Raw genomic sequence first — 26,877 nt, forward strand, 5'->3', positions numbered from 1 at the left:
AGGGGGTAAGACACTTGCTGTCACTATTGTCTGCGGCTGCTCTTTCGAGCGTTACACCAGAGGTCGCCGCACCTGCGATTCAATGGGCCGATCTGGGCCTGACCGAAGGCATCGATCTGGGCTTTTTCACGCTGCGCTATTATTCGCTGGCCTATCTGCTCGGGATTATTTTTGCCTATTGGCACACGTCAAAAATGCTCAAACAACCCGGCGCGCCGATGGCGCAGCGGCACGCAGATGATCTGTTTTTCTACTCTACGCTCGGGGTGATCCTTGGCGGCCGTCTCGGCTATGCGCTGTTCTACAAGCCGGAACTGTTCAGCAGTTTCGAAGGCGATGGCTTCGTCAGTTGGGAATTGCTGCGGCTGTGGGATGGCGGGATGAGCTTCCATGGCGGCTTGATTGGTGTGCTGCTCGCGATTGCCTTTGTCAGCAGGCAGGGGAAACTGTCGTTCCTGCGCGTGTGCGATTACGTTGCGGTCAGCGTCCCGATGGGGATGTTGCTGGGCCGGCTGGCCAATTTTGTGAATGGCGAATTGTGGGGCCGCACCACCGATGTCCCATGGGCGATGGCCTTTCCCGAAGTGGTCAACGGTGTGCTGATCACCGGCCCGCCGCGTCATCCTTCGCAGCTTTATGAAGCAGCTCTCGAAGGGCTGCTTCTGCTGATCATTCTGCTGGTGATGTTCTGGAAAACCCGCGCCCGCTATCGCCCCGGCTTGCTTGTTGGCGTGTTCACCACGGGCATTGCGTTGGGCCGGTTCATCGTCGAATTTTTCCGTCAGCCTGACGAACATTTGACCGAATTCGCGGTCAATACCGGCCTGTCGATGGGCCAATGGCTGACAATTCCGCTGATCCTGCTGGGCGTGGCCATCACGATCCGGGCATTGCGCAATCCGCCTCTGGCCAGCGGGGCTGCGCAAAACACCGCCAACTGATGGATAATGCCGCGCAAAGTCTGGGCGACAGCTTTCGCCGGCTGATCCGCAACACCGGCCCGATCTCGCTTTCGCATTTTATGGGCGAAAGCAATGCGCGCTATTATTCGGGCAAGGACCCGCTGGGGGATGCGGGCGATTTCGTGACCGCGCCCGAAATCAGCCAGATGTTTGGCGAACTGATCGGATTGTGGCTTGCCGATATCTGGATCCGCGCAGGGCGCGAAGAGCGGGTCTATTATGTCGAGCTTGGTCCCGGGCGCGGAACGTTGGCCAAAGATGCCTTGCGCGCGGCGCGCAAATACGGGCTGGAGCCACGGATTCACTTTGTCGAAACCTCTCAAAAGCTGAAAGATATCCAGCTCAAGGAAGTTCCCGGGGCAATCTGGCACGATGATCTGTCCAGCGTTCCGATGGACGGCCCGATCCTGCTGGTTGCCAATGAATTTTTTGATGCGCTTCCGGTGCGGCAATTGGTGCGCGATGCGGATGGCTGGCGCGAAAGAATGGTCGGGCTGGACGGTGATGAATTTGTTTTCGTTGCCGGCAGCCAGCCGATGGATGCGGCGGTTCCGGCGCAATGGCGCGATGTCGAACCGGGCACCATTCTGGAATCGTGCCCGGGCGCGGCAGCGGTGATGTATGAAGCGGCGGGCCGGTTGGTCGATCAAAGCGGTGCGGCGCTGTTCATCGACTACGGCTTCGATACGCTCAAGCCGGGATCGACATTGCAGGCGGTGCACCGGCACCAGAAAGTTCCGGTCTTCGCCAATCCGGGCGGCGCGGATCTGACCGCGCATGTCGATTTCGAAACGCTTGGCCGAATTGCTGAATCGCGCGATGCGAAAATTCTGGGCACCGTCGGGCAGGGGGCGTGGCTGCGCAGTTTGGGGATCGAATCGCGCGCGCAGAATCTGGCCCAAACCGCCCCGCAATATGCCCATGAAATCCTCGCGGCGAAGGACCGTTTGGTTGCGGACGATCAGATGGGCAAATTGTTCAAAGTGATGGGTCTGACCTCTCCCGATTGGCCCGAAGGCGTCGGGTTTTCCCAAGACTAGCGCCCGATTGAGCATGCGCTCCGCAATGTGCGCAACATCAAAATTGCGGCTCTGCGCCCGCTGGTCTATGCGCAGCGCAACCAATCCAATTGATAGGCAATTCTATGCGCGCGACCCCTGATTTCGATTTCCAGCTTGGCGAAACCGCTGAAATGATTCGCGACACAACCGCGCGCTTTGCCGACGAGCAGATTATGCCGCTGGCTGAAAAGGCGGATCGCGAAGACTGGTTCCCGCGCGATTTGTGGCCGCAAATGGGGGAGCTGGGCCTGCACGGCCTGACGGTTGACGAAGAGGATGGCGGGCTGGGGCTGGGCTATCTCGAACATGTGATTGCGGTGGAAGAAGTCAGCCGCGCGAGCGCATCGGTCGGCCTGTCTTACGGCGCGCATTCCAATCTGTGCGTCAACCAGATCCGCCGCTGGGGCAATCCGGAACAGAAAGCAAAATATCTGCCCAAGCTGATTTCGGGCGAACATGTCGGCAGCCTGGCGATGAGCGAGGCAAGCGCGGGTTCGGATGTTGTTTCGATGAAACTCAAAGCCGATCAGGTGCAGGGCGGATATGTTCTCAACGGCACCAAGTTCTGGATCACCAATGCACAACATGCCGATACGCTGGTGGTCTATGCCAAAACCGCGCCCGAGCAGGGCAGCCGCGGGATCACTGCGTTTCTGATCGAGAAAGACATGCCCGGTTTCAGCATCGGCCAGAAGATCGACAAGATGGGCATGCGCGGCTCCCCCACCGCAGAGCTGGTGTTCGACGATTGCGAAGTGCCCGAAGAAAATGTGATGGGCGCGCTGCATGGCGGCGTGGGCGTGTTGATGAGCGGGCTGGATTACGAGCGCGTGGTGCTTGCCGGATTGCAGCTGGGCATAATGCAGGCGTGTCTTGATACCGTGATCCCCTATCTGCGCGAGCGCAAACAGTTCGGAAAGCCAATCGGATCGTTTCAGCTGATGCAGGCGAAAGTGGCCGATATGTATGTCGCGCTGCAATCGGCGCGCGCTTACACCTATGCGGTGGCCAAGGCCTGCGACGCCGACCAGACAACGCGCTTCGATGCGGCGGGCTGCATTCTGCTCGCCAGCGAAAACGCCTTCCGCGTGGCCGCAGAAAGCGTGCAGGCCTTGGGCGGGGCGGGCTATACGAAAGACTGGCCGGTGGAGAGGTATCTGCGCGATGCCAAACTGCTCGATATCGGCGCGGGGACCAACGAGATCCGCCGGATGCTGATCGGTCGCGAGTTGATTGGAGCGGCGGGGTAATGACGAACCAAGATGAGGCCCCGATGAACCTGATCGAAGCGCGGATCGGAGACAATGGCTTCCCAGAGGTAAGCATTGCCGCATTTCAGCTGGAGAAGCCTTTCGATTTCGGGCGCTTCATAGCTGATGTAGCTCGCCATGGAGCGAAGGCTTTTGCAACCACCTATTCTATGGACGAGGACGAGGCAATGCAGCAAATCTGTGAGGGTTTGACCGAGCAATTGCGTTGGCAGGACTCCAGCATAGAAATGATCAATCCAGGAAGTCTCGATTCATGACCGCACCCGTACTTACATCGAAACTCGATCTCGAAAGCCCCGATGCGAAAGCCAATGCGGCGCATAATCGGGCGCTGGTGGATGATTTGCGTTCGAAAGTCGCGGAGGCGGCTTTGGGCGGCAGCGAGGGCAGTCGGGAGCGGCATGTTGCGCGGGGCAAACTGCTCCCGCGTGAACGTGTAGAGCGGTTGCTCGATCCCGGATCGCCCTTTCTCGAGATTGGCCAGCTGGCGGCCAACGGCATGTATGGCAAGGATGAGATTCCAGCTGCCGGGATGATCGCCGGGATTGGCCGCGTTTCGGGGCGGCAGGCGATGATCGTGTGCAACGATGCCACGGTGAAGGGCGGTACCTATTATCCGATGACGGTGAAGAAGCACCTCCGCGCGCAGGAAATCGCGCAGGAGAATAATCTTCCCTGCGTCTATCTGGTCGATAGCGGCGGCGCGAATTTGCCGCATCAGGCCGAAGTGTTTCCCGACCGCGACCATTTCGGGCGCATCTTCTTCAATCAGGCCAATATGTCCGCCAGGCAGATTCCGCAGATCGCCTGCGTGATGGGCAGCTGCACCGCGGGCGGCGCCTATGTTCCGGCCATGTCGGACGAGACGGTGATTGTCCGCAACCAGGGCACGATCTTCCTCGCCGGGCCGCCGCTGGTGAAAGCCGCAACGGGGGAGGAAATCAGCGCTGAGGATCTGGGCGGCGGTGATCTGCATGCGAAGAAATCGGGCGTGGTCGATCACCTCGCTGAAAATGACGAACACGCGCTGACAATCGTGCGCGATATTGTCTCGCATCTGGGTGCGAATGAAGGGGCAAAGGTTGATCTGAAAGACCCGCGCCCGCCCAAATTCGATGCCGAGGAACTCTATTCGATCATTCCCGACGATGTCCGCGCGCCTTACGATGTGAAGGAAGTGATCGCGCGGATCGTCGACGGGTCCGAATTCCACGAATTCAAGGCGCAGTATGGCAGCACGCTGGTGTGCGGTTTCGCGCATATCTGGGGCATGCCGGTGGCTATCCTTGCCAATAATGGCGTGCTGTTTTCGGAAAGCGCACAGAAAGGCGCGCACTTTATCGAACTGGCCGCGCAGCGCGGCATTCCGCTGCTGTTCCTGCAGAATATTTCGGGCTTTATGGTCGGCGGCAAATATGAAGCGGAAGGCATTGCCAAGCATGGCGCGAAGCTGGTGACGGCGGTTGCCACTGCGCAAGTGCCCAAGATCACCGTGGTCATCGGCGGCAGCTTCGGCGCGGGCAATTACGGCATGGCGGGCCGCGCCTATTCCCCGCGCTTCCTGTTCACCTGGCCCAATGCGCGCATCAGCGTGATGGGCGGCGAACAGGCCGCATCGGTGCTCGCCACCGTCCACCGCGACGCTGACAAATGGTCGGAGGAAGAGGCAGAAGAATTCAAGGCCCCGATCCGACAGAAATACGAAGATGAAGGCAATCCTTACTATGCCACCGCGCGCCTATGGGATGACGGCGTGATTGATCCGGCGCAGACGCGCGATGTGTTGGGCCTGGCCTTCGCCGCGACGCTGGAAGCACCGTTCCCCGACAAGCCGCAATTCGGCGTGTTCAGGATGTAACGATGGAGCTTCATTTGCCCGGTGGTCGCTTGGTAGAAATATCGAGCGTTGAAAATCTGCGGACAGAGCTGTCATTGCTGTCGCGGATTGATGATGGCGAAGCTGTCGAACTCAAAGACGGCACAAAGCATTCCATCCGGGCGGAGCGCGATGACGCCTATTGGATTGTCACGGCAAAGCCGCGCGGTTGGTGGTTTCGCCAAACGTTGACGACCGGCGACTGGATTGACCGTTCCAAGCAGAAGCGAAAGCCGTTCTGGGTACGGCGAGGCAATTTGACCGAGGCAAAAACCCGCAAGGTCTTTGTGGAGTTTTTTGAAGGAAAGAAACTCAGTCAGCCGGTTGAAGGCGCAAACTGAAGCGCCAAACTTCGCTCGCTTTCCCCAATGTAGCTGCTAGGCAGTTTGCATAGGGAGAGAGAATGCCGGAAAATCCTCAACGCAAGCGTTCGGTCCTGTCGCGTATCGTGCGGCGGATCATCATGTTGATATACAGCTGGCAGGGCTGGAAGCTCGATGGCGGCTTGCCCAAAGATCTAAAAAAATATGTGATCGCGGGCGCGCCGCATACGTCGAATTGGGACTTCGTGTTTTTCGCCGGTGCGACCGCGAAACTGGGTGTGCAGCCCAATTTCATGGGCAAACACACGCTGTTTCAGGGCATCATGCGCAATTTCATGTTCGATATGGGCGGTATCCCGATCGACCGGACCAAACGCGCCAATGCGGTCGAACAGGTCGCGGCGGAATTTGAACGGCGCGATGAACTGGCGCTGGTCATCGCGGCGGAGGGATCGCGCACCACCGATGGCAGCTGGAAATCGGGCTTTTACAATATTGCCCGCGCCGCCAAGGTTCCGATCATTGCCGCATGGGTTTGCAACGAACGCAAGATATTGGGTTTCAGCGAGCCGGTTTGGCCAACGGGCAATTATGGCGAGGATCTCGCCAAGATTGCCGCATTCATGCGGTCCAAATTGCCCAATTACGAGCGTTACAAAGTGCTCGAAGCGCAAGCAAAGCGGGTAATTGCCGAACAGGGCGGTTGAGAAGCCGGCAATCTTCATTACATAGCCTTCAGCGCCAAATTTTTCGGCAGGAAGGTGCGCGATGACGCAAGACGATCTTCAGGAAGAACGCGGCGGCCTGGTCAGGCTGGCGATGAGGCTGATCGAAAGGCGCGGCAGCGAAGTCAGCCGTGCCATACTCGCGTCGGAAGCCGAAATCGCCCGTTCGCGCATCGATGCGATCTTTCCCGAAGAAGACGATCTGTTCCAGGCGATACTGGAAGACTGGTACGCGCCAGACATTGCGATCATGGAAGAGGTGATCGAATCCGATCTGCCGATCCAGCGCAAGTTCTACGAATTTTTCGCGCGGCGCTTTGCGCGTGAGATGGACCGTTACCGTCAGGATCCGGCGCAGTTCGCGCTCTATGTCGAACTGGGAACCGCACGGCTGGAGCAAGTGCGCGGCTATATCGATCTGGCCGACCACTATATGAGCATTCTCGTCGCCGAAGCGCAGGCCGAAGGATTCTTCGCGGATTTGAAGATCGATCAGGCGATGTCGCTGATCAACCAGATGGTGATCTGCTACACATCACCGCAAGTGATGATGATGCTGGGCGACAGGCTGACCGAGGAGAAGCTCGGCCAGATTATCGATACGCTGTTTGCCGGCCTGACCGCCAAGAAAGGCGGTGCGCGCGGCGTGGCAAGCCTGAAGCTTGCTTAATCGGCGCGGGTGATCCGGCCCAAAGCGGGCAGTTCGAGCACATCGGTGGTTTGCAAATAGGCCTCAAACGCGTCGAGATCGACCGGCCCCGTCACGACATCGCTGCCTTCTTCAAACACGGTGAAACTGTCCCCGCCTGCGGCCAGAAAGCTGTTCATGGTGACACGGTAGGTGGCGGATGGATCGATTGGTTTCCCCTCCAGCGTCACCGAGACTACACGGCTGCCGGCCGGGCGCGTCATATCATAGCTTAGCGCGAAGCCTTTCGACGCAGAGAATGTCTGGACAAAGCCTTCATCATCGAATTGCTGTTCCAGCAGAGCCAGCAATTGCGTGCCGGTAAAGCTCTTGGTGATCAGAGTATTGCCGAAAGGCTGGACGGCATAGGCATCACCATAGGTGATGGTCCCGTCGTCACCGGGCGCCAAGCCGGTGCGGATGCCCGAATTGTTCATGAATGCGATCTGCGCGCCCGCTTCTGCGGTGCCGAACAATTGCGCATCGGCAATGAAATTGCCCAGCCGCGTTTCTTCGGTTGCCGGGCCGGGGTCTTTGGCATCCCCCGATATCCGCCCGATGGGGCGCTCTGCCGCCGCGCGCGATGCCTCGACATAAAGCTTAACATAGGCCGCCATTTCGGGATTTGCGGCAAATTGTTGATAGTCCGCGCTGGGCACGGCTGGCGATCCGTCGCGGGTTGTTCCGACGCTTTGCACCACCACGTTGTTCGCGCTTTTCGCGGTGACATCGCCCGTTGCCGGATCAATCGTCAGAACAATATCGGTCAGCATCGATCCGCCATAACCGGCGCTGGTCACCAGGAAATCGCGCGCGGGATCGATCGCCGAATAGTCGCAGACATAGGCGAAATGCGTGTGGCCCGAAATCACCACGTCGATCTTGGGATCAAGCTGCGCCAGAATATCGAGCAGCGGGCCCGAAACGCCGCCGCAGCTTTTGTTATTATAGCCGACTTCGGTGTAGAGGCCCTGGTGGATTGACACCACGATCGCATCGGCACCGGCTTTCTCCAGATCGGGAATCAATGCGTTGATCGCCGCCGCTTCGTCGGTAAATTGCAGGCCCGCAACCCCGCTGGGCGTCACCAGAGTAGGCGTGTCTTTCAGCGTCAGGCCGATAACGCCAACCGCGATATCCTGACCACCGGCATCGAAGCGCTTGATGCCATAGGCAGGAAACAATGTGCTTCCGTCCGGCATCACGACATTGGCGGCGAGAAAGCGGAATTCGGCGCCGGGATAAGGGTTTTCGACCGCGCATGGCTGGCGCAGCGTGTTCTTTTCGCACCCGCCGTCCTGAATGCGCTTCAATTCTTTCCAGCCGCGGTCAAACTCGTGATTGCCGACCGCGTTGAAATCGAGGCCCATCCGGTTCATCGCGCCAATCGCGGGTTCATCAAGGAAGATTGACGAGGCCAGCGGACTGCCGCCGATCAGATCGCCCGCCGCAATCACCAGAGTATTGTCGAACCCTTCGCGATATTGCTCGATCACGGTCGCAAGATAGGCTGCCCCCGCTGCATAGATCTGCTGCGTTTGGCCCGCATCATCCATCACTCCGATCGGGCGGCGGATCGGCTCTATATTGCCGTGAAAATCGTTGAGCCCGATAATTTTGACGGTGACCGGGTCTGCCGATGCGATGTCGGTGGAACTGTCGGGGACCGTCATGCACCCGCCAAGCAGCGTGGCAGACAGAGCCGCGGTAAGAAATTTTGCTGTCGATTTGATCATCACCCGTCGATGCGACGCGATTGTGTCAATGTAAAGTCTCGCCGCGCTATAAATCCGCTGCCGCTGCGGCGGCCGATGCCCATGCCCATTGAAAATTATATCCGCCAAGCCATCCCGTCACATCGACCGCTTCGCCAATTGCGTAGAGGCGCGGGACTTTTTTGGCTTCCATCGTCTTGGATGACAATTCGCCGGTGTCGATGCCGCCCGCGGTGACTTCGGCCTTGGCGAAGCCTTCGGACCCGTTGGGCAAAAATTCCCACCGTGCCAGCTTCGCTTCTGCCGCGCGCAACGTCTTGTCGGGGGCATTGCCCAGCTCGACCGTGACGGACAGCTTTTCGGCGAGGATCGCCGCCAGCCGGTCTGGCAGAGCGTCTTTGAGAACGGACTTCAGATTGCTGCGCGGGTTTGCGCGTTTGGCGTCGAGCAGCCAGCCCTCTGCCCGGTCCGGCAGGAAATTGATCGCGACGGTCTTTCCGGACTGCCAATAGGATGAAATTTGCAGGATCGACGGGCCGGACAAGCCGCGATGGGTAAATAGGGCCGCCTCGCGAAAAGCGGTCTTACCGCTGCTGGCCACCACTTCGGCGGAAACGCCCGAAATATCGCGGAACAACACATCGTCCCCGCCCAGCGTCAGCGGGACCAGCGCGGGGCGCGGCTCCACCACTTTCAGCCCGAATTGCCGCGCAAGATCATAGGCGTAGCCGGTCGCCCCCATTTTCGGAATCGAAGGCCCGCCGGTCGCGATTACCAGCGAATGCGCGCCGTGCAATGCGCCATTTGCCCTGACCAGAAAGCTGCCATCGGCCTGCTCGACCGCGGTCACATGCTGGTCGCACATCACCTCGACATGCCCGCCTGCTTCTTTCGCCTTGTCGCATTCCTCCAGCAGCATCGCGACAATCTGCCTTGCGCTTTGATCGCAGAACAGCTGGCCCAGCGTCTTCTCGTGCCAGGCGATGCCATAGCTTTCGACCAGATCGAGGAAATCGCGCGGGGTGTAGCGGCTGAGTGCCGATTTCGCGAAATGCGGATTGGCGGAGAGATAATTGGCCGGGCCCGCGCCGATATTGGTGAAATTGCACCGTCCCCCGCCCGAGATCAGTATCTTCCTGCCCGGCGTGGGTGCTTTTTCCAGCACAAGTATGCGCTTGCCGCGCTGCCCGGCTCTGGCTGCGCAGAACAGACCGGCGGCACCGGCGCCAAGGATAATCGTATCATAGGCCATGCGCGGTCAGGCGGGCTCGGCCGCGTCCGGTTCCAGAGGGGTCAGATCGCGCTCGCGCTGTTCTTTCGAAATAGTCCATGCGGCGAGAAACAGCCCGGCAACCAAGGGGCCGACAACGATCCCCGAAAGCCCCATCAAGCCAATGCCGCCAAGCGTCGTCACCAGAATCATCCAGTCAGGAATTCCGGTGTCGCGCCCGACCAGAATGGGGCGCAGCAAATTGTCGGCCATGCCGATCACCACGATGCCCGACACGATTACCAGAATGCCTTGCCAGATTGCCCCGGTCGCGAGCAGCCAAACCGCCACCGGCCCCCAGACAATCGCCGGGCCCAAGGCGGGCAATAGCGAGAACACCGCCATCAGCAGGCCGAACAGCATTGCCGAAGGGACGCCGGCAATTGCAAAAGTGATTGCCCCGAGTGCGCCCTGAACAAGGCCGACCACCACCGATCCTTTCACGGTGGCGCGGACGATGTTGAGGAATTTGTCGGCCAGCCGCTCGGCAATATCGCGTTCCATTGGCAATGCGCCAACCACCGCGCGGCCGATGGTCTTGCCGTCGCGCAGCAGGAAGAAGGTTGCATAGAGGCCGACACCGAAAGCAAGCACGAAACCGGCGGCGCTGCTGCCAATGGTCACTGCCTGACGCGCAATTGCCCCGGTACTTTCGCGGGCGAAATCCTGCGCCTTGTCGAGCAGGCCCTGCAGATTGCCGAAGCCAGCATTGTCGAGCGAGGCCTGAATGCCCAGCGGCAATGCGTCGTGGATTTGGGTGAACCATGCAGCCACATCAATCTCGCCATCTCTGAAAGCGAAGAACACCTCGACCATTTGTTCGACCGCAATGCTGCCGACGAAGAAAGCCGGGATCAGCACGGCTACGGTGATGATCAGCAACGCCGCCGCCGCGCAGCGGCTGTCGCTGCCGCCCAGTTTCCGGCGGAACCATTGGAACAGCGGCTGGAACATGATTGCCGCCAATGTCGCCCACAAAAGCGGGCGCGCAAACGGCCAGATCACCAACAGCAGTGCCAACGTGACCAGCGCAAGGAACAGCACAAATCCGCCGCGCTCGATTGCGTTGTTCGGTGCGTTGGCTTCCATGGGTTGCTCCTTCAGCTTCGGATTGTGCTCAGCGCCGCGCGTCTTTGACCAGCACGCGGTACAGGCTGGCGCCCAGCATCAGCGCAGCGGCCGCGATGATCGCCCCGGCCCAGAACCAGTGCGCCAGCAAGAGCTCTTCGGCAATGGCTCCGGTGTCGGAATTCTGGTGCACGCCGCCAATGACGGCTCCGGTTGAAAACAGATAGCCCCATTGGCCAAACATGCTCACCGCCGCATGGATGCCCAGAAACTGGACGGCAAAACGGCTGACGGCCTCGCTTCCTTTTTGCGCGATGAACAGGATCAGCACTGCTGTGGGGAGCAATACCGCCCAGCCCACCACGCTGCGCACCCAGATTGCGGTGGTGATTATGATCACCCCGCCCAGCGCGGTCAGCGCCAGCCGCCGCATATTCTCTTTGGTTGAAGCAAGGATCATCAAGGAACCGGCGATGGCCGGGCCCAGCGGGCCGCCCGCGCTGACCAGCGCCTCTGTAACCGGCCAGGTGCCGGGCGGTGATCCGGTCATCGCATAGCCATTGCCATTGGCGAAAATAACCAATTCGTAGAAATCGAGGCCGAGCAGGATCGCGGTCAGCCCATGCCCCATCTCGTGAAACCAGGTGGTCAGGATGAAGAACGGGTAAGTGATGTAATTGCCCAGCGGCAGCTTGGGCAGGATGATAACCGCCAATGCCGCAAGCGCGAGCCAGCCGGGATGATCCTTGGCAGGCTTGTACGGGCTCGCACCGAATTTTGCAGGCTCGATCGCGCTGTATTTTTTCGGACGGCGGAACAGACCGGAAAGTTTGTCACGCACGCCCATTTCGCGCTCTAGATATCTAGGTTGGCGACATTCAGCGCGTTGTCCTGAATGAACTCACGCCGCGGTTCGACCACATCGCCCATCAGCCGCGTGAAGATCTCGTCGGTAATATCCGCATCTTCGACTTTCACCTGCAGCAGCGCACGGTTTTCCGGATCGAGCGTGGTTTCCCAAAGCTGCTCGGCGTTCATTTCACCCAGACCTTTATAGCGGGCGATCGACAGGCCCTTGCGTCCCGCCGCCATTACCGCGTCGAGCAATTGGGTTGGCCGGGTGATGGCGCCATCATCTGCGAAAGCGGGCGCCTCGGCGGCATCATCATTGTCGTCAGCAGCAGCGGCATCCTCGCTCGATCCTTTGACCAGACGCGAGGGATGTTCGTAGAGATCGGCATGATCCGAAGCGATGCGATGCAGCCTGCGGGCTTCGGCGCTGGTCAGGAATGCCGCTTCGATTTCGTGAACATCGGTCACACCGCGCCACAGCCGTTCAAAAATGACCGAACCGTCATCGCGGATTTTCGCGGACCATTTGGCCTCGCTGTCGCCCAGCTGGAGACGGCGCGCGGCATTGGTCAGCGCCGCCTGGCGGCCATTGTGGTCAAGCGCGGGATCAAGCGCGCCGCCCAGCGCCATCGCTTCTATCAGAGCGGCGTCATATTTCGTCGGCACAAACGCCATCAGATTGCGGATTTGCAAGGCATGCTCGACCAGCGCCGACAGCTCTGCCCCGCCGCGCGCGCCGCCTTGGGTTTCCAGCAACTGGCCCTGCAATCCGGCCTCGATCAGATAGCGGTCCATTGCCGGCTGGTCTTTCAGATAGACCTCGCTGCGGCCCTTGTTGACTTTGAACAAAGGCGGCTGGGCGATGAACAGATGGCCGTTCTTGATGATCTCCGGCATTTGCCGGTGGAAGAATGTCAGCAGCAGCGTGCGGATATGCGCCCCGTCAACATCGGCGTCGGTCATGATCACGATTTTGTGATAGCGCAGCTTGTCGATCGTGAATTCATCGCGGATACCGGTGCCCATTGCCTGGATCAGCGTGCCGACTTCCTTCGATGAAATGATCCGGTCAAACCGCGCGCGTTCGACATTGAGGATCTTACCTTTGAGCGGCAGGATCGCCTGATAATGCCGGTCGCGGCCCTGCTTGGCGCTGCCGCCCGCAGAATCGCCCTCCACTAGGAACAGTTCCGATTTCGCCGGATCGCGTTCCTGGCAATCGGCCAGCTTGCCGGGCAGGCTGGCGATATCCATCGCGCCCTTGCGCCGGGTCAGCTCGCGCGCTTTCTTGGCCGCTTCGCGCGCGGCGGCAGCGTCGATAACTTTCTGGATGATGGTTTTGGCGTTGGCAGGATTTTCTTCCAGCCATTCGGTCATCTTCTCGCCCATCAGCGCTTCGAGCGGCTGGCGGACTTCGGAGGAAACCAGCTTGTCCTTGGTTTGCGAAGAGAATTTCGGATCGGGCAATTTGACCGAAACAATCGCGGTCAGGCCTTCGCGCATATCTTCGCCCGACAGGCTGACTTTTTCCTTCTTCATCAGGCCCGAAGACGCGGCGTAATTGTTGAGCGTGCGGGTCAAGGCGGCGCGGAAGGCGGCCAGATGGGTGCCGCCATCGCGCTGCGGGATGTTGTTGGTGAAGCACAGCACGTTTTCGTAATAGGAATCGTTCCATTCCAGCGCGACTTCGATTCCGATCCCGTCTTTCTCCGCAGATATCGCAATCGGTTCTTCGATCAGCGCCTGCTTGTTGCGGTCAAGATAGGATACAAATGCCCCGATCCCGCCTTCATAGAACAAATCATGTTCCTGCGGTTCTTCGCCGCGATTGTCGCGGATCAGAATGCGCACACCCGAATTGAGGAAGGCCAGCTCGCGGTAACGATGTTCGAGCTTTTCAAAGTCATAGGAAGTGACGTTTTTGAAAGTTTCCTCGCTCGCCATGAAAGTGACACGCGTGCCCTTCTTCAGGCCGTCTTTATCGCCGTTGCTGTCAACCTTGGGGGCATCGCCTTTGACTTCCAGCGAATTGACCGCTTCGCCATGTTCGAAGCGCATCCAGTGCTCTTTGCCTTCGCGCCAGATCGTCAGCTCCAGGAACTCGCTCAGCGCATTGACCACCGACACGCCCACGCCGTGCAAGCCGCCGGAAACCTTGTAGGCATTGTCATCATTGGTGTTGTCGAATTTACCGCCCGCATGCAGCTGGGTCATGATAACTTCTGCGGCTGACACGCCCTCTTCCTTGTGCATCCCGACCGGAATGCCGCGGCCATTATCCTCTACCGAAACCGAACCATCGGGGTTGAGCTCGATCAGAACCAGATCGCAATGCCCGGCCAAAGCCTCGTCAATCGCATTGTCCGAAACTTCGAACACCATATGGTGCAGACCGCTGCCGTCATCGGTGTCGCCAATATACATGCCGGGACGTTTGCGGACGGCGTCCAGGCCTTTGAGAACTTTGATCGAATCGGCACCATATTCGCCCTGCTGGACGGCTTTTTCGGGCGGCAGATTCTCTGGAGTATCGGGTGTTTCGCTCATGCCCATTATATAGGTGCTGCGTGGGCATATCCAAAGCGTTTTGCCCCTTTTACCCACACCAATCGGCGGGATCGTTTCATATGAAACCGGTTGACGTCTGGCCGGCTACAGCGCAACGAGAATGCCATGCTGTCGGTGCTTGATATTTTCCGGATCGGGATTGGCCCTTCCAGTTCGCACACGGTCGGACCGATGCGGATTTCGAGCATGTTTGTGCGCGCGCTCAAACGCAGCGGAAAGTTCGCCCGTGTGGCCAAAATCCACATCGAATTGCAGGGGTCTTTGGCGCTGACAGGTATCGGCCACGGCACGCCGCGCGCGTCGATATTGGGGCTGATGGGTCACCGGCCTGAAACTTATGATCCGGCGAAAGGTGACGCCCAGCTTGACCGGATCGAGAGCGAGAATGTGCTGTCGCTCGGCGGCGAACGCGACATTGCCTTTGATAGCAGCGCCGATGTCGATCTGGCCGGGCATATCATTCCCGATCTGCACCCCAACGGGATGCGGCTGATCGCCTATGACAGCGCGGGCGAAGTGCTCTCGGACAGGCAGTATTTCTCCACTGGTGGCGGGTTCGTGGCATCGCAGCGGCAGCTGGAAAAGCCGGCCAAGAATGATCGCGTAAAGGCGGGCAGCCCGGTGCCGCACCGCTTTGCTTCGGCGGCCGATTTGCTGGAACTGTGCGCCGCAGAACAATTGTCGATCCACGATCTGGTGCTTCAGAACGAAGATGCGATGCGTCCGCGCGAGAAGACCCTGGCCGGGATCGACAAGGTTGCCGAGGCGATGGATGGCTGCATCGATCGCGGGCTGGCGCAGACGGGCATTCTTCCCGGCGGGCTGAAGGTCCGCCGCCGCGCGCCCGAACTTTGGGGCAAGCTGCAATCCAACCCGCAATCGAATGAGCGCGAACAATTGTTCGACTGGCTCAATTGCTTTGCGATGGCGGTGAATGAAGAAAATGCGGCGGGCGGCAAAGTTGTGACCGCGCCAACCAATGGCGCGGCGGGGATTCTGCCCGCGGTGATGCGGTTTTATTGCCTCGACGCCGAAGACAATGCGTGCACCGAAAGCCGCCGCAAATTCCTGCTCACTGCCGGGGCAATCGGCCTGCTGTACAAGCAGCGGGCTTCGATTTCGGGGGCGGAAATGGGCTGTCAGGGCGAAGTGGGCGTGGCCTGTTCGATGGCGGCCGGCGGGCTTGCGGCACTGTGGGGCGGAACACCGACCCAGATTGCCAGCGCGGCGGAAATCGGGATGGAACACAATCTCGGCCTGACATGCGATCCGGTGGGCGGGCTGGTGCAAGTGCCGTGTATCGAACGCAACGCGATCGGCGCGGTCAAGGCGGTCAATGCCGCGCGTTTGGCGCTTCACCGCGATGAAGTGTCGATCGTTTCGCTCGATCAAGTGATCGAAACCATGCGCCAGACCGGCCTCGATATGTCCACCAAATACAAAGAAACGAGCCAGGGCGGGCTGGCGGTCAACGTTATCGAGTGCTGACCCTCTATTGCTGCGCGCCTGTTGCTTGAGGCTGCGCTGCGGGTGCATCGTCGATCAGCGGCGGGAGCTCTGGCAAGCCGATGCGGAAATGCACGGCGCCCTGCCAAATGGTCTGGTCAAACAATTGGATCATGCCGGCCCGCGCCGCATCGTCGAACTGGCTCTTGTGACAATCCGCAGCGCGGATCGAAGCGGCCAGATCATCGGGCGAATAGTCATACGGCACTTGCAGCAATTCGGGATCGGTTTGTGCCCAGTTCTGCATTTCCGCCACCGGGGGCAGCGTGCCTTTGGGGATTCCCGGATACATCACCGCCGGGCGGTCCTCACCCATTTCCTGCACCAGCTGCGTGGTCACGGCGCTGACCATCCGGTGGTCGGCATGGCCATATCCGCCATCGGGCCCCCAAGTGAAAACGAGTTCGAAATTGCCCGTTCGGATCAAGGGTTGCAGCGCGGCAGACAGCTTCTGTGCGGGGCTGCCCGGATGGTGGGCATTGACGCCCAGCGTGCCATCGCCCAGCCGCAGGAATGTGACATCGGGATTGCCCAGCGCCTGCATCGAACAGCGCGCTTCATTCTCGCGGTGGGCGGCCAATGCCGCGCCGCGCTCCATCGTTGACACTCCCGGTCCCTGATCCCCGCTTGTGACGAATATTACCGTTACCGGCTGGCCCCTGCGTGCCGCCCGCGCCAGTACGGGGGCGACGAATAGCTCGTCATCGGGATGGGCAAACACAAACAGCAGCCGCGGCTTGCCTTTGGCCTCGGCTTCGACTCCGGCTTCATGCGCATGCGCTGGTCCGCCGGCCAACATCGCCGCCATTGCTGCCACCCAACCAATTGCACGCATCCGGAATCTCCTTGGCTTTGCTTGGCAAGCCTGCGTAAGTGCCGGCCGACCAATAGCATAGACGCATTATATCAGGAGCACCCGGTTGACGATGCTTGAGACCCTATCCGCCCCTTTCGGTTCCTATCGCACCATTTTGGACGGCTGGGCGCGTCAGCAACCCGATCATCCCGCTCTGCGCGACGACAATGGCAAATTGTCGTGGCAGGAAATGATGGAGCGCGTTGACCGGATCGCGGCGCAATTGCAGGCAAAGGGTCTGGAGCGCGGCCAATCGGTTGCGATTCTGGGCACTTCGACCGTCAATTATGCGCTGGTGTTTCTGGCCGCCGTTCTGGCAGGCGGTGTCGCTGCACCGCTGACGACGAGCGCCAGCCCAGAACAGCTCGACGGCATGGCTAAGGATTCGGGTGCGCGGCATCTGTTCGTCGATCGCGCAAAACTGACCGAGCTTGGAGAAGGCTTTGTACCCGATCTGGAACATATCGTACTGGATGAAGAGCTGGACAGCTGGATGGCACCGGCGGGTGCGCAGCCCGCTTTGATCGAGCCGACCGGCGATGAACCGTTCAACATTATCTATTCGAGCGGAACCACCGGTATTCCCAAAGGCATCGTCCATTCGCACACCATGCGCTGGCGCCAGTTTGCCGCGACCGCCGCGTCCTTTCTCGCGACCGGGCTGGAGGTGCGCTCGCTGACTTCCACGCCGCTTTATTCGAACACGACGATGGTGGCGTTTCTGTCGGCATTGCTCGCGGGCGGAACGGTGAGCATCATGGGCAAGTTCAACACCGTCCGCTGGCTGGAAATTGCCCAGCGTGACCGGATCACCTTAACCATGCTGGTTCCGGTGCAATATCAGCGGCTGATGGATGAACCGGCATTCGATGATTTCGACCTGTCCAACCTGCAGATCAAATATTGCACTTCGGCGCCGTTCTCTGCCGAGCTCAAGGCCCAAGTTCTCAAGCGCATGCCGGGCGGTTTGATCGAGATCTATTCGATGACCGAAGGCGGCGTGGTGTGCCTGCTCTATGCGCATGAACACCCGACCAAACTGCACACGGTGGGCCAGCCCGCGCCGGGCAGCGAGCTCAAAGTCATGGGCGAGGATGGGCAGTTACTGCCGCCGGGCGAGGCGGGCGAACTGATCGGGCGCGGTCCGGCGATGATGAGCGGGTACAAGAACCAGCCCGGCAAAACCTCCGAAGCGCAATGGATCGATCCGGAAACGGGCGAATGGTGGATGCGGATGGGCGATATTGGCCGTGTCGACGAGGATGGCTTTGTCGAGCTGGTCGGCCGCGCGAAAGACATGATCATATCGGGTGGCTTCAATATCTACCCCGTCGATCTGGAGAATGAACTGCTGAAAGAAGACGGCGTGGTTGAGGCCGCGGTGATCGGCGTGCCGAGCAAGGCCTGGGGCGAAACGCCGGTCGGCTTTGTGACGCTGAACGCGCCGAAGGATACCGCCGATATTCTCGGCACAGTGAATGCGCGTTTGGGCAAGACGCAGCGGCTATCGGCGCTGCACGCAATCGACGAAATGCCGCGCAGCCATATCGGCAAACTGCTCAAGACAGAGCTGCGCAGCGAAGCCGAAACTCGCGGGCTTCCGGATTAGGTATAGGGAAGATTTAGAGACGCGGCTGCCTGCAAAAGGGAGGGGGACTGTAGGTCAGCCGCGTCTCTGGTCGCTTCCATCTCTCTCAGCGGCGGGCCTGGGACTTTGCCTCGGGCCGGGCGCTGTGCCGCACTCGCGGGCAGCGGAGATTTCAGCCGGAAAAAGATGCGTTAAACGCTGTCATTTTCCCGTTCGTCCCCGGCAGCGGTTTTTGGGAGAGGAGACCGATCCGCCGGTTCGGAAGACGAAATAATAGTGCGCGCGAATTTATACAAATGACAAAACCTCAGGCATTGTTCACTTTTTTGCAACAAAACTTTGGGTCATGCGAGAGCCCGGGCGAGCATCAAACTGCCAGGTGAAACCGCGAATATTCTGGCCGGAAATTAGCCGCCCGAAGGCGCAATGTCCGCGGCTTTCTCAGCGCGGCCAAGGCCCATCAGGAACAGGGCGAGCGCGATCAGGGCAAAGCCCGCCGCCAGCAGGATCGGCATGCCCGGGAACCGGTATTCGGCGCCAGCAAATGCGGCGAAGACCAGCGTGTAAATCGGCGGGCCGATGACCGCAGCCAGGCTACCCACAGCCTGCGTTGCGCCCTGCAATTCGCCCTGGCTGGTCGCATCGACAAACCGGCTGTTCATCGCCGCGATCGAAGGCTGGACGAGGCCTTGCAATCCGCCGAACAGCAAGGCCGCGTAAATCAGCGGATCGAAACGGACAAAGGCATATACCAGGCTGACGATCAGCACCGAAGCGATGCCGACGATCACCGAATTGCGTTCACCCAGTTTGGGCGCAAGATATCGCAGGCCGAGGCCCTGCACCAGCGCGCTCGATATCCCCACGCAGGCGAGCGAGAAGCCGATTTCCGCCTCTCCCCAACCGAATGCGGCGATGGCGAAATAGGCCCAGATGATCGGATAGACCAAATGCGCCAGCTGCCACACGCCCAGCGCCGCCACGAACCAGAGCACGGTGGTGTTCTGCTGGCCCAGTGCCTTGAGGCTCGAAAAGGCATTGGCTCTCGCGAGATTGAACGCCCGCCGCTTTTCCGGCGGTAAGCTCTCGCGCAATACAAAGAAACCGATGGCGAAATTGAGGAAGGCCAGCGCCGCCGCGGCGAGGAAGGGATAGCGCGGGTCAAACACGCCAAGCGCACCGCCAAGCGCCGGACCGAATATGAAGCCCAGCCCGAAAGCCATGCCGACAAGACCGAAATTGGCCGCGCGTTTTTCCGGCGGGGTGATGTCGGCAATATAGGCATAGGCGGCGGAGAAGCTGGCCCCGGTAATGCCCGCGATCATCCGCCCGACGACCAGCCACCACAAAGTCGGCGCGAAGGCCATCAGCAGATAATCGAGCCCGAAGGCAAAGATCGAAGCGAGCAGCACCGGCCGCCTGCCGAACCGGTCCGACAGATTGCCGATGATCGGCGCGAAAATGAATTGCAGCGCGGCATAACCAGCGCCGAGCCAACCGGCCCATATCGCCGCGCGGTCCACCGGAAATGCGCCCAATTCCATGATCAGCGACGGTAGCACGGGCATAATCAGCCCGAAGCCGAGCATGTCGAGGAACACCACCATAAAAACGAATCCGAGGCTGGCGTGTTTCGTCATCGGTTCTGTTCCCCCTGATCGAAGCGACCGGCTAGATGAAATGGCGGGGGAACACAATCGATCCAGCCTCTGGGTTTACGGCCAAGCTATCTTGCCGGTTTGAAGCCGATTGCCTATCGCCGCGCGCATGGACCCAGCACACAATCTCGATTCCACCCGGCCCGATTCCATCCTGATCGTCGATTTCGGCAGCCAGGTGACCCAGCTTATCGCGCGCCGCGTGCGCGAAGCGGGCGTCTATTCGGAAATCGCGCCTTTCTCCATGGCGGAAGAAGCGTTTCACCGGATGAAGCCCAAAGGGATTATCCTGTCCGGTTCCCCCGCCGGGGTTCCCGAAGAAGGCAGCCCGCGCGCGCCCGAATTGCTGTTCGAGGCGGGCATTCCGATCCTTGGCATTTGTTACGGCCAGCAAGTGATGACTCACCAGCTGGGCGGCGAAGTGCGCCCCGGCCACGAAACGGGTGAGGGCGGCGAATTTGGCCGCGCCTTCCTGACCGTGACCAAGGATTGCGCGCTGTTTGACGGCCTGTGGAAAGAGGGCGAGCGCCATCAGGTGTGGATGAGCCATGGTGACAAGGTCACCCGTTTTGCCGACGGGTTCGAAATCGTTGCCACCAGCGACGGCGCGCCCTTTGCGGTGATCGCCGATGAAAAACGCCAGTTTTACGGCACCCAGTTCCATCCCGAAGTCGTCCACACGCCCGATGGCGGAAAGCTGATTGCCAATTTCGCGCATAAGGTTTGCGGGCTTAAAGGCGATTGGACAATGGCCGCCTATCGCGAAACCAAAGTCGCCGAAATCCGCGAGCAAGTGGGTGACAAGCGCGTGATCTGCGGATTGTCGGGCGGGGTCGATAGCTCTGTCGCAGCGATCCTGATCCACGAGGCAATCGGTGACCAACTGACCTGCGTATTCGTCGATCACGGCTTGCTGCGGCTGGACGAACGCCAGCAGGTCGAAACCATGTTCCGCGATCATTACAATATCCCGCTGGTCGTGGTCGATGCCGAAGAACGCTTCATGGCGGGGCTCGATGGCGTGTCCGATCCGGAGAAGAAGCGTAAATTCATCGGCGGCGAGTTTATCAATGTGTTCGAAGAAGAAGCGGCAAAAATCGGTGGCGCGGATTTCCTTGCCCAGGGCACGCTTTATCCCGATGTGATCGAAAGCGTGTCTTTCACCGGCGGGCCAAGCGTGACGATCAAAAGCCACCACAATGTCGGCGGCTTGCCCGAACGGATGAATATGGAACTGGTCGAGCCATTGCGCGAACTGTTCAAGGATGAAGTGCGCGATCTGGGCCGCGAGTTGGGCCTGCCCGATATCTTTGTCGGCCGTCACCCGTTCCCCGGACCGGGCCTGGCAATCCGCATTCCGGGCGAGGTGGACAAATCCCGCTGCGATATCCTGCGCAAAGCCGATGCGATCTATCTCGATGAAATCCGCAAAGCCGGCCTATACGACGCGATCTGGCAGGCCTTCGCCGTGCTGCTCCCCGTCAAAACGGTGGGCGTGATGGGCGATCACCGCACCTATGACAGCGTTTGCGGGCTGCGCGCGGTGACCAGCACCGACGGTATGACGGCAGATGTCTATCCCTTCGACGCCGCATTCCTGACGCAAGTGGCAACGCGGATTGTCAACGAAGTGCAAGGCATCAACCGCGTCGTCTATGACTACACCAGCAAACCGCCAGGCACGATCGAGTGGGAATAACGCGCGCGGCTTAGTTTCGACGAATCGCTAGACGACCCAGTTCTTATGCTCTGATGCTGATTTCGATTGCATCGAGGGGAACCCCAAATTTGGCTGCCAAACCCTCTTTCGCTTCAAGGATTGAGATCGGCTTCGGCAACGCGGTCTGTGCTGACTTCCGCTCATTTGAGAGACGAATGAAGCGAACGCGCTCACGACTCATGTCAACGTCGCGCGTTTCCCAGCCGACACTTTGCCAAGCCAAGTGCTGACCGCCGCGATCATCCGTGCGATTAGCCCACCAAGGACGATGCCGATAGGCACTATCTGGTAAGTCGCCATCAATCATGTCTCCGATCTGATTGAAGGTGAGCCAAACTTCGTTTCCATCATAGTCTGCGAGAAGGTTTGATAGAGGATCGTACTTTGACATAATGCACTCCGAGTACCAAGGTGTGATATATTTATATAATAAGTAATATTATGTCAAGTGTTTTTTGGCCTGCGCGCAGCTCCGATCCGCGCGCCGAAACGCTCCGACCTATCGATAGCCCAACCCCGACCTGACGCGTTCTTGCAAGGCGGCGAAATCGCTTGGTGGTATGCGGAGCGAAATTGTCTGGGGGAATTGCCATGCAAACGCGTTGGATCGGGATCGGGTTGTTGGCTTTGGCGGTCTCCCATCCGGCTTGGGGCCAGACACCCCCGCCGCCGCCGCCGCCGTCATCGTCTCCCTCAACGGAAACGATGACGCTTGTCGAGATCATTGACCGGTGCCGGACGTTCCAGCCCAATACCAAGCTTTCCCGCGAGCATATGTATGATGCCTGCCTCGACGCGGTGGATGCCGCGGAAGACGGGCTGGCATCCAATGCGCCGCGAACCAACAGCAATGTCGCGCGCGATATTGCCAACACCTATCGCTCGCGCGCAGCCGAAACCGCGACGATCGCCATGTATTTCCGGATCGGCATGGATGGGAAGCTGACGCGAAGTTCGTGCGTCATGGCGTCGCATGCGGTGGCCCGTTACAACCAGATTGAGGAAGGGCATTCGGCACGGAACCAGACCGCCTTTCTGGGCCCCGCCAAGACCCGGCTCAACGCCTGCAAGCAGCTTTTCCCCTCCGACAGTCTGGCCGCGCCAGAGCGGTTCGGGTTGATGAAAACAACGGCAGCCAATCCCAAGCAGGAAGCGATAACTGCCTGCCTCGGATTCAAAAGCGCGGTCGGGATACCGCGCAAGCTGATCCATTTTACCTGCCTCCAGGCCTATGACTCGGCGATGGTTCTGGCGGCGCGCGAGAAAACGCCGGGATCGAAAATGAAGGACCTTTATTATGCGCAGGCTTCGCAGGCCGCTGCGCTGGCACTGATCCAGCGGCTCGGCATCGACGGTGAAATCAACTCGGTCAGCTGCACGATGGCCAAGGCTGGTGCGCAAGCGCGGGCAAAAATATCGCAAGACTTCCTCGACGAGGCTTCGTCTCTGCTGACGCGGAGCAACGATTATTATCTGCAAGATTGCCAGACCATGCTTCGCGAAGATGAATTCCTGCCCACTGCCGACCTTTCGCGCTTCGAAAGCGGCCGGATACACACAGAGCTGCGGGACAAGATGAATCGCGAAAGCGCGCTCGCTTTCCTCTACCGCGTGCAAGACAAGGCCTATTGGGAATGCCATGTCGGAACGGTGGTGCCCGAAGCGTCGGTCGGTTCGATCATGCGGGTCACGCAATTGCCGGGAACGAAATTGTCTCTCACATTCGACAATAGCGGGCTGGTTTCGGGCAAGACATATCATTCGCAAGAGCAGGGGTCCGGCGAGGTGTCGGTGCACGAGAACATGCCGCGCATCACCATCGGTTCGATCTCTGTGGTCAAGCGGGACGCGCTTCCCGATGGTCTGAGCTGGAGCGACCCGTCAACGGTGACGATGACGCTCGACCTTGTCCGTGACCCGCCGGAAGGAAAACGCGATTACACCAGCTTCCATCTTGCTGGCACACATCGCGACGGTTTCGGTGAAAAGCCCTATGTCTGCGCAGCAAAGGGATTGACCTGAACCGCGCGAGCACCAAATTTCCGGGGTCATGCAACTTCCCCTCGGCTCTGACCCGCGCACCGAAATTCTCCGCCGCATCCACAGCGCGCTGATAAAGCATTTCGGGCGGATCATCCGGCCCGACGACAAGCGCCGCGATCCTGTATGGACTTTGGTGCAGGGAGTGATTGGCGCGCGCAGCAAGACGGCGGTTTCCAATGCGGCGACTGACGCTTTGCTCGATCGCTTCGGAACGTGGGAAGCGGTCGCCGCCGCGCCGCTGGACGCTGTTAAACAGGTTCTTTCTCGGCAGACCTTTCCCGAGCAATCAGCGCGGCGACTGCGCGATTGCCTGAACCAGATCATGGCCGAACGCGGGCAGGTTGATTTGCGGCATTTGTCCAATCTGCCAACCGGGCACGCGATGGCGTGGCTCGAAACGCTGCCCGGTGTGGCGCGCAAGATCAGCGCAGGCGTGGTCAATACCAGCATCTTTGACCGCCCCGCATTGGTGATCGACGGCAACCACCTGCGGGTGATCAGGCGGATGGGGCTTGTCCCGCCCAAGGCCGATATCACGCGGGCCTATGACGCACTGGCGCCGGTCCTGCCGGGCGAATGGACCGCACGCGATATTGATGAACATCATCTGCTGGTAAAGCGCGCGGGGCAGACGTTCTGCCGGCCTTCGCGAATGGATTGCGGGGCCTGTCCGCTGCGCGATGACTGCGCGACGGCAAAGCGATGATCCGGCACTCTCGGTGTTGATTCCGCCAGAATGTGCGACCTTCCGCAGCGTCAATCTTGCGCAGCCGGTCAATTTGCGACAGGCCAATTCCACACAGAATCGACTGAGAGGAAACACCCATGAAAACCGCCATCACCGAATTGTTCGGCATCGAGCACCCGATCATCCAGGGCGGCATGCACTATGTCGGCTTTGCCGAAATGGCGGCGGCGGTTTCCAATGCCGGCGGTCTCGGCATTATCACCGGCCTGACCCAGAAAACGCCCGATGACCTGGCAAAGGAAATCGCCCGCTGCCGGGAAATGACCGACAAGCCGTTCGGGGTGAATCTGACATTCCTTCCCACGGTCAACGCGCCCGATTATCCCGGCTATGTCCGCGCGATTATCGAAGGCGGGGTGAAAGCGGTTGAAACGGCGGGCAACAACCCGGCGCAAGTCCTCCCCTTCTTCAAGGAAGCCGGGGTCAAGGTCATCCACAAATGCACCAGCGTGCGGCACGCAAAGAAAGCCGAAAGCATCGGCTGCGATGCGGTATCGGTCGACGGTTTCGAATGCGGCGGCCATCCGGGTGAGGACGATGTGCCGAATTTCATCCTGCTGCCGCGCGCGGCGGACGAGCTTGAAATCCCCTTCGTTTCTTCCGGCGGAATGGCAGACGGACGCTCGCTGATGGCCTCCATCGCAATGGGTGCGGCGGGTATGAATATGGGCACGCGCTTTATCGCGACCAAGGAAGCGCCGGTGCATGACAATGTCAAAGCTGCGATCGTTGCCGCAAGCGAGCTTGATACGCGTCTGGTAATGCGGCCCTTGCGCAATACCGAGCGGGTGATGACCAATGAAGCGGTTGAACGCTTGCTCGAAAAGGAACGCGCATTGGGTGCGGATCTCAAATTCGAAGACATCATTGAAGAAGTCGCGGGCGTCTATCCGCGGATCATGATGGAAGGCGATATGGATGCCGGTGCGTGGAGCTGCGGCATGGTCGCCGGTCTGATCAACGATATCCCGACATGTCAGGAACTGATCGACCGGATCATGGGCGAGGCAGAAGATATCAGGCAGCGGATGAATGCCATCTCGGCACAGTTCCGCCGGACTGCCGGATTGCTGATATAGGCCGATGATCTATCTACGCGATCCCGGGCTGATATTTCTCAAGCCGCATAAGGTGGCGGGCACATCTTTCGAGATCGCTCTGTCCAAATATGCCAAGCCGGGCGATATTCTGACCCCGCTCGGCCGCGATGAACAATTGCGCGCGGCGAAGGGGCTACCCGGCCCACAAGGGCACCTCTACGCGCAGGCCGAGCTGGCTTTGGCGACAGATGATGACCGGGCGAGAGCGAAGCGCCAGCAAGCGCGGGGGATGGGCGATGGTCAGCCGCTCAAATTCTATAATCATATCTCCGCAAGCCTTGTGCGCGATCGTTTGACGGACAAGGAATGGAGCGAAGCGATCAAGATATCGATCGTGCGCAACCCGTTCGATTTGGCTGTTTCTACCTATTTCTGGTGGCAAGATCGCAATGCCGAAGAAATGCCGTTTGCGCTGTGGTGTATGGAATTTCACCCGTCATTGCGCCGCAATGGGGAACAATATCTGATCGACGGTCAGATCACGGTCGACAGGTTTATCAGGTTTGAAAAATTCGCCGAAGATATCGCCGCGTTGGAGCGGGATTATCCGGCCCTATCCGGTTTGGCAGAGGCGTTCGCAGGCACGCGCGCGAAGGCCGGGATCAGGCCTGAAGGGGCCAAAGCGGTTCACTTCTTCGGGCAAAACCGCGCATTGCGGCGATTGGTCGAGAAAAGCTGCGCATTCGAAATGGAGCATTTCGGCTACACGCTGGAGTGAGCCGCGGCCTACCAGCTGTTTCCGTCATCAATAGCGCGCTGCTCGGCTGCGGTGGTTTTCCGGCCCAGCACGTCATTGCGGTGCGGGAAACGGCCGAATTGCGCGATCATCTTATGATGGCTTTCCGCGAAAGAGCGATTGTCGGGCAAATGCTCGCTGAAATAGGCAAGGCTTGCCTCCTGATCGGCAAGATCTTCGCTATGCATCAGCGGCATGGCGACAAACTGGCGTTCTTTATCGGGTAATGCGGTGTCCCAACCGCGCGCGATTGCGCCTTTGGCGATTTCCCTTGCGAGAGGATCGAAAGCAAAAGCCCGCGCCGTCCCGCGATAGATATTGCGCGGGACCTGATCGAACAGAAGGATGGCAGCTTGCGCCGATCTGGCGTCAGTCAGAAACGCATTTGCTTTGTGCGCGCTTGCTTTATCGAGAACATCTTCAAACCGCTGCCTGAGAGCGGAATCGACAGAGTCACTGCTGCCGAACCAATCGCTTGGCTCAAGCTCTTCGAACCAGAAATGCAGCAATTCGCCCATCCAAGCGGGCGGCGTGCCAGCCATG

The 26,877-nt window shown here is 59.6% G+C and carries 24 protein-coding genes; 15 read left to right on the forward strand and 9 right to left on the reverse strand.

The genetic code is table 11. From position 1 onward, the window contains the following. The first annotated feature begins 17 nt into the window (after positions 1-17). From lgt to GRI41_RS12430, 8 genes are all read left to right on the forward strand, one after another. A complete protein-coding gene (gene lgt, locus GRI41_RS12395) occupies positions 18-941 on the forward strand; it encodes a prolipoprotein diacylglyceryl transferase (RefSeq protein ID WP_160605866.1) in 924 nt (307 codons plus the stop codon). After that, a complete protein-coding gene (locus GRI41_RS12400; RefSeq protein WP_160605867.1) occupies positions 941-2,002 on the forward strand; it encodes a class I SAM-dependent methyltransferase in 1,062 nt (353 codons plus the stop codon). Before lgt ends, GRI41_RS12400 begins: the two co-directional genes overlap by 1 nt. A gap of 104 nt (positions 2,003-2,106) precedes the next feature. Continuing rightward, positions 2,107-3,273, forward strand: coding sequence for an isovaleryl-CoA dehydrogenase (locus tag GRI41_RS12405; RefSeq protein ID WP_160605297.1), 1,167 nt, complete (start codon positions 2,107-2,109; stop codon positions 3,271-3,273). A 23-nt stretch (positions 3,274-3,296) separates the two neighbouring features. Beyond that, on the forward strand, positions 3,297-3,551 hold the full coding sequence (locus GRI41_RS12410) for a DUF5076 domain-containing protein (RefSeq protein WP_160605299.1): 255 nt from the start codon (positions 3,297-3,299) through the stop codon (positions 3,549-3,551). After that, positions 3,548-5,152 carry a carboxyl transferase domain-containing protein gene (locus tag GRI41_RS12415; protein ID WP_160605301.1) on the forward strand — a complete coding sequence of 535 codons (1,605 nt, stop codon included), beginning with the start codon at positions 3,548-3,550 and terminating at the stop codon, positions 5,150-5,152. The genes GRI41_RS12410 and GRI41_RS12415 overlap by 4 nt, the downstream gene beginning before the upstream one ends. 2 nt (positions 5,153-5,154) lie before the next feature. Continuing rightward, positions 5,155-5,511, forward strand: a complete 357-nt coding sequence (locus GRI41_RS12420) for a hypothetical protein (RefSeq protein ID WP_160605303.1) — start codon at positions 5,155-5,157, stop codon at positions 5,509-5,511. 62 nt (positions 5,512-5,573) lie between these two features. After that, a complete protein-coding gene (locus tag GRI41_RS12425; protein ID WP_160605305.1) occupies positions 5,574-6,200 on the forward strand; it encodes a 1-acyl-sn-glycerol-3-phosphate acyltransferase in 627 nt (208 codons plus the stop codon). Between the two features lie 61 nt (positions 6,201-6,261). After that, the gene (locus GRI41_RS12430) at positions 6,262-6,888 is read left to right on the forward strand and encodes a hypothetical protein (RefSeq protein ID WP_160605307.1); all 627 of its coding nucleotides are present in this window, start codon (positions 6,262-6,264) and stop codon (positions 6,886-6,888) included. On the opposite strand, the gene GRI41_RS12435 is transcribed toward GRI41_RS12430, so the two are convergent. From GRI41_RS12435 to gyrB, 5 genes are read right to left on the reverse strand one after another with little or no spacing between them, the layout of a single operon-like run. Next, positions 6,885-8,642 carry a bifunctional metallophosphatase/5'-nucleotidase gene (locus GRI41_RS12435; RefSeq protein ID WP_202388805.1) on the reverse strand — a complete coding sequence of 586 codons (1,758 nt, stop codon included), beginning with the start codon at positions 8,640-8,642 and terminating at the stop codon, positions 6,885-6,887. The two genes, GRI41_RS12430 and GRI41_RS12435, sit on opposite strands and share 4 nt — an antisense overlap. 46 nt (positions 8,643-8,688) lie before the next feature. Further along, a complete protein-coding gene (locus GRI41_RS12440) occupies positions 8,689-9,873 on the reverse strand; it encodes a BaiN/RdsA family NAD(P)/FAD-dependent oxidoreductase (protein WP_160605309.1) in 1,185 nt (394 codons plus the stop codon). Positions 9,874-9,879: 6 nt separating this feature from the next. Continuing rightward, positions 9,880-10,980: an AI-2E family transporter gene (locus GRI41_RS12445; protein ID WP_160605311.1), complete on the reverse strand. Its 1,101-nt coding sequence runs from the start codon at positions 10,978-10,980 to the stop codon at positions 9,880-9,882. Positions 10,981-11,008: 28 nt separating this feature from the next. Continuing rightward, positions 11,009-11,800 carry a M50 family metallopeptidase gene (locus GRI41_RS12450; protein WP_160605313.1) on the reverse strand — a complete coding sequence of 264 codons (792 nt, stop codon included), beginning with the start codon at positions 11,798-11,800 and terminating at the stop codon, positions 11,009-11,011. 14 nt (positions 11,801-11,814) lie between these two features. Further along, positions 11,815-14,358: a DNA topoisomerase (ATP-hydrolyzing) subunit B gene (gene gyrB / locus GRI41_RS12455; protein ID WP_202388806.1), complete on the reverse strand. Its 2,544-nt coding sequence runs from the start codon at positions 14,356-14,358 to the stop codon at positions 11,815-11,817. Positions 14,359-14,484: 126 nt separating this feature from the next. On the opposite strand from gyrB, the gene GRI41_RS12460 reads away from it, so the two are divergent. Further along, a complete protein-coding gene (locus tag GRI41_RS12460) occupies positions 14,485-15,867 on the forward strand; it encodes an L-serine ammonia-lyase (RefSeq protein ID WP_160605315.1) in 1,383 nt (460 codons plus the stop codon). Between the two features lie 4 nt (positions 15,868-15,871). Here GRI41_RS12460 and GRI41_RS12465 read toward each other — a convergent pair whose 3' ends face one another. Next, entirely contained in the window at positions 15,872-16,720 is an 849-nt protein-coding gene (locus tag GRI41_RS12465; RefSeq protein ID WP_160605317.1) for a PIG-L deacetylase family protein, read from the reverse strand. 91 nt (positions 16,721-16,811) lie between these two features. Between GRI41_RS12465 and GRI41_RS12470 the strand changes: the two genes are divergently transcribed. After that, positions 16,812-18,350: a class I adenylate-forming enzyme family protein gene (locus tag GRI41_RS12470; protein ID WP_160605319.1), complete on the forward strand. Its 1,539-nt coding sequence runs from the start codon at positions 16,812-16,814 to the stop codon at positions 18,348-18,350. Between the two features lie 386 nt (positions 18,351-18,736). Here GRI41_RS12470 and GRI41_RS12475 read toward each other — a convergent pair whose 3' ends face one another. Continuing rightward, a complete protein-coding gene (locus GRI41_RS12475; protein ID WP_160605321.1) occupies positions 18,737-19,969 on the reverse strand; it encodes a TCR/Tet family MFS transporter in 1,233 nt (410 codons plus the stop codon). Between the two features lie 127 nt (positions 19,970-20,096). Here GRI41_RS12475 and guaA point away from each other — a divergent pair, with 127 nt between their 5' ends. After that, the gene (guaA, locus tag GRI41_RS12480; RefSeq protein WP_160605323.1) at positions 20,097-21,686 is read left to right on the forward strand and encodes a glutamine-hydrolyzing GMP synthase; all 1,590 of its coding nucleotides are present in this window, start codon (positions 20,097-20,099) and stop codon (positions 21,684-21,686) included. 43 nt (positions 21,687-21,729) lie between these two features. Here the strand turns inward: guaA and GRI41_RS12485 are convergent, their stop codons facing one another. Further along, entirely contained in the window at positions 21,730-22,098 is a 369-nt protein-coding gene (locus GRI41_RS12485) for a DUF7662 domain-containing protein (RefSeq protein ID WP_160605325.1), read from the reverse strand. A 200-nt stretch (positions 22,099-22,298) separates the two neighbouring features. Between GRI41_RS12485 and GRI41_RS12490 the strand changes: the two genes are divergently transcribed. The 4 genes from GRI41_RS12490 to GRI41_RS12505 all read left to right on the forward strand — a co-directional run bounded on the left by GRI41_RS12490 (position 22,299) and on the right by GRI41_RS12505 (position 26,316). Further along, positions 22,299-23,729, forward strand: coding sequence for a hypothetical protein (locus GRI41_RS12490; RefSeq protein WP_160605327.1), 1,431 nt, complete (start codon positions 22,299-22,301; stop codon positions 23,727-23,729). A 28-nt stretch (positions 23,730-23,757) separates the two neighbouring features. Continuing rightward, positions 23,758-24,456 (forward strand): endonuclease III domain-containing protein, encoded by a 699-nt coding sequence (locus GRI41_RS12495; RefSeq protein WP_160605329.1) that lies wholly within the window; start codon positions 23,758-23,760, stop codon positions 24,454-24,456. Between the two features lie 119 nt (positions 24,457-24,575). Further along, positions 24,576-25,577, forward strand: a complete 1,002-nt coding sequence (locus GRI41_RS12500) for an NAD(P)H-dependent flavin oxidoreductase (RefSeq protein ID WP_160605331.1) — start codon at positions 24,576-24,578, stop codon at positions 25,575-25,577. 4 nt (positions 25,578-25,581) lie between these two features. Next, complete coding sequence (locus GRI41_RS12505; RefSeq protein ID WP_160605333.1) at positions 25,582-26,316, forward strand: hypothetical protein; 735 nt, start codon at positions 25,582-25,584, stop codon at positions 26,314-26,316. An 8-nt stretch (positions 26,317-26,324) separates the two neighbouring features. Here GRI41_RS12505 and GRI41_RS12510 read toward each other — a convergent pair whose 3' ends face one another. Further along, positions 26,325-26,876, reverse strand: a complete 552-nt coding sequence (locus tag GRI41_RS12510) for a DUF924 family protein (protein ID WP_235901224.1) — start codon at positions 26,874-26,876, stop codon at positions 26,325-26,327. Between the last annotated feature and the right edge of the window lies 1 nt (position 26,877).

Source organism: Pontixanthobacter aquaemixtae, assembly GCF_009827395.1.
In the GTDB taxonomy this organism is placed as follows: domain Bacteria; phylum Pseudomonadota; class Alphaproteobacteria; order Sphingomonadales; family Sphingomonadaceae; genus Pontixanthobacter; species Pontixanthobacter aquaemixtae.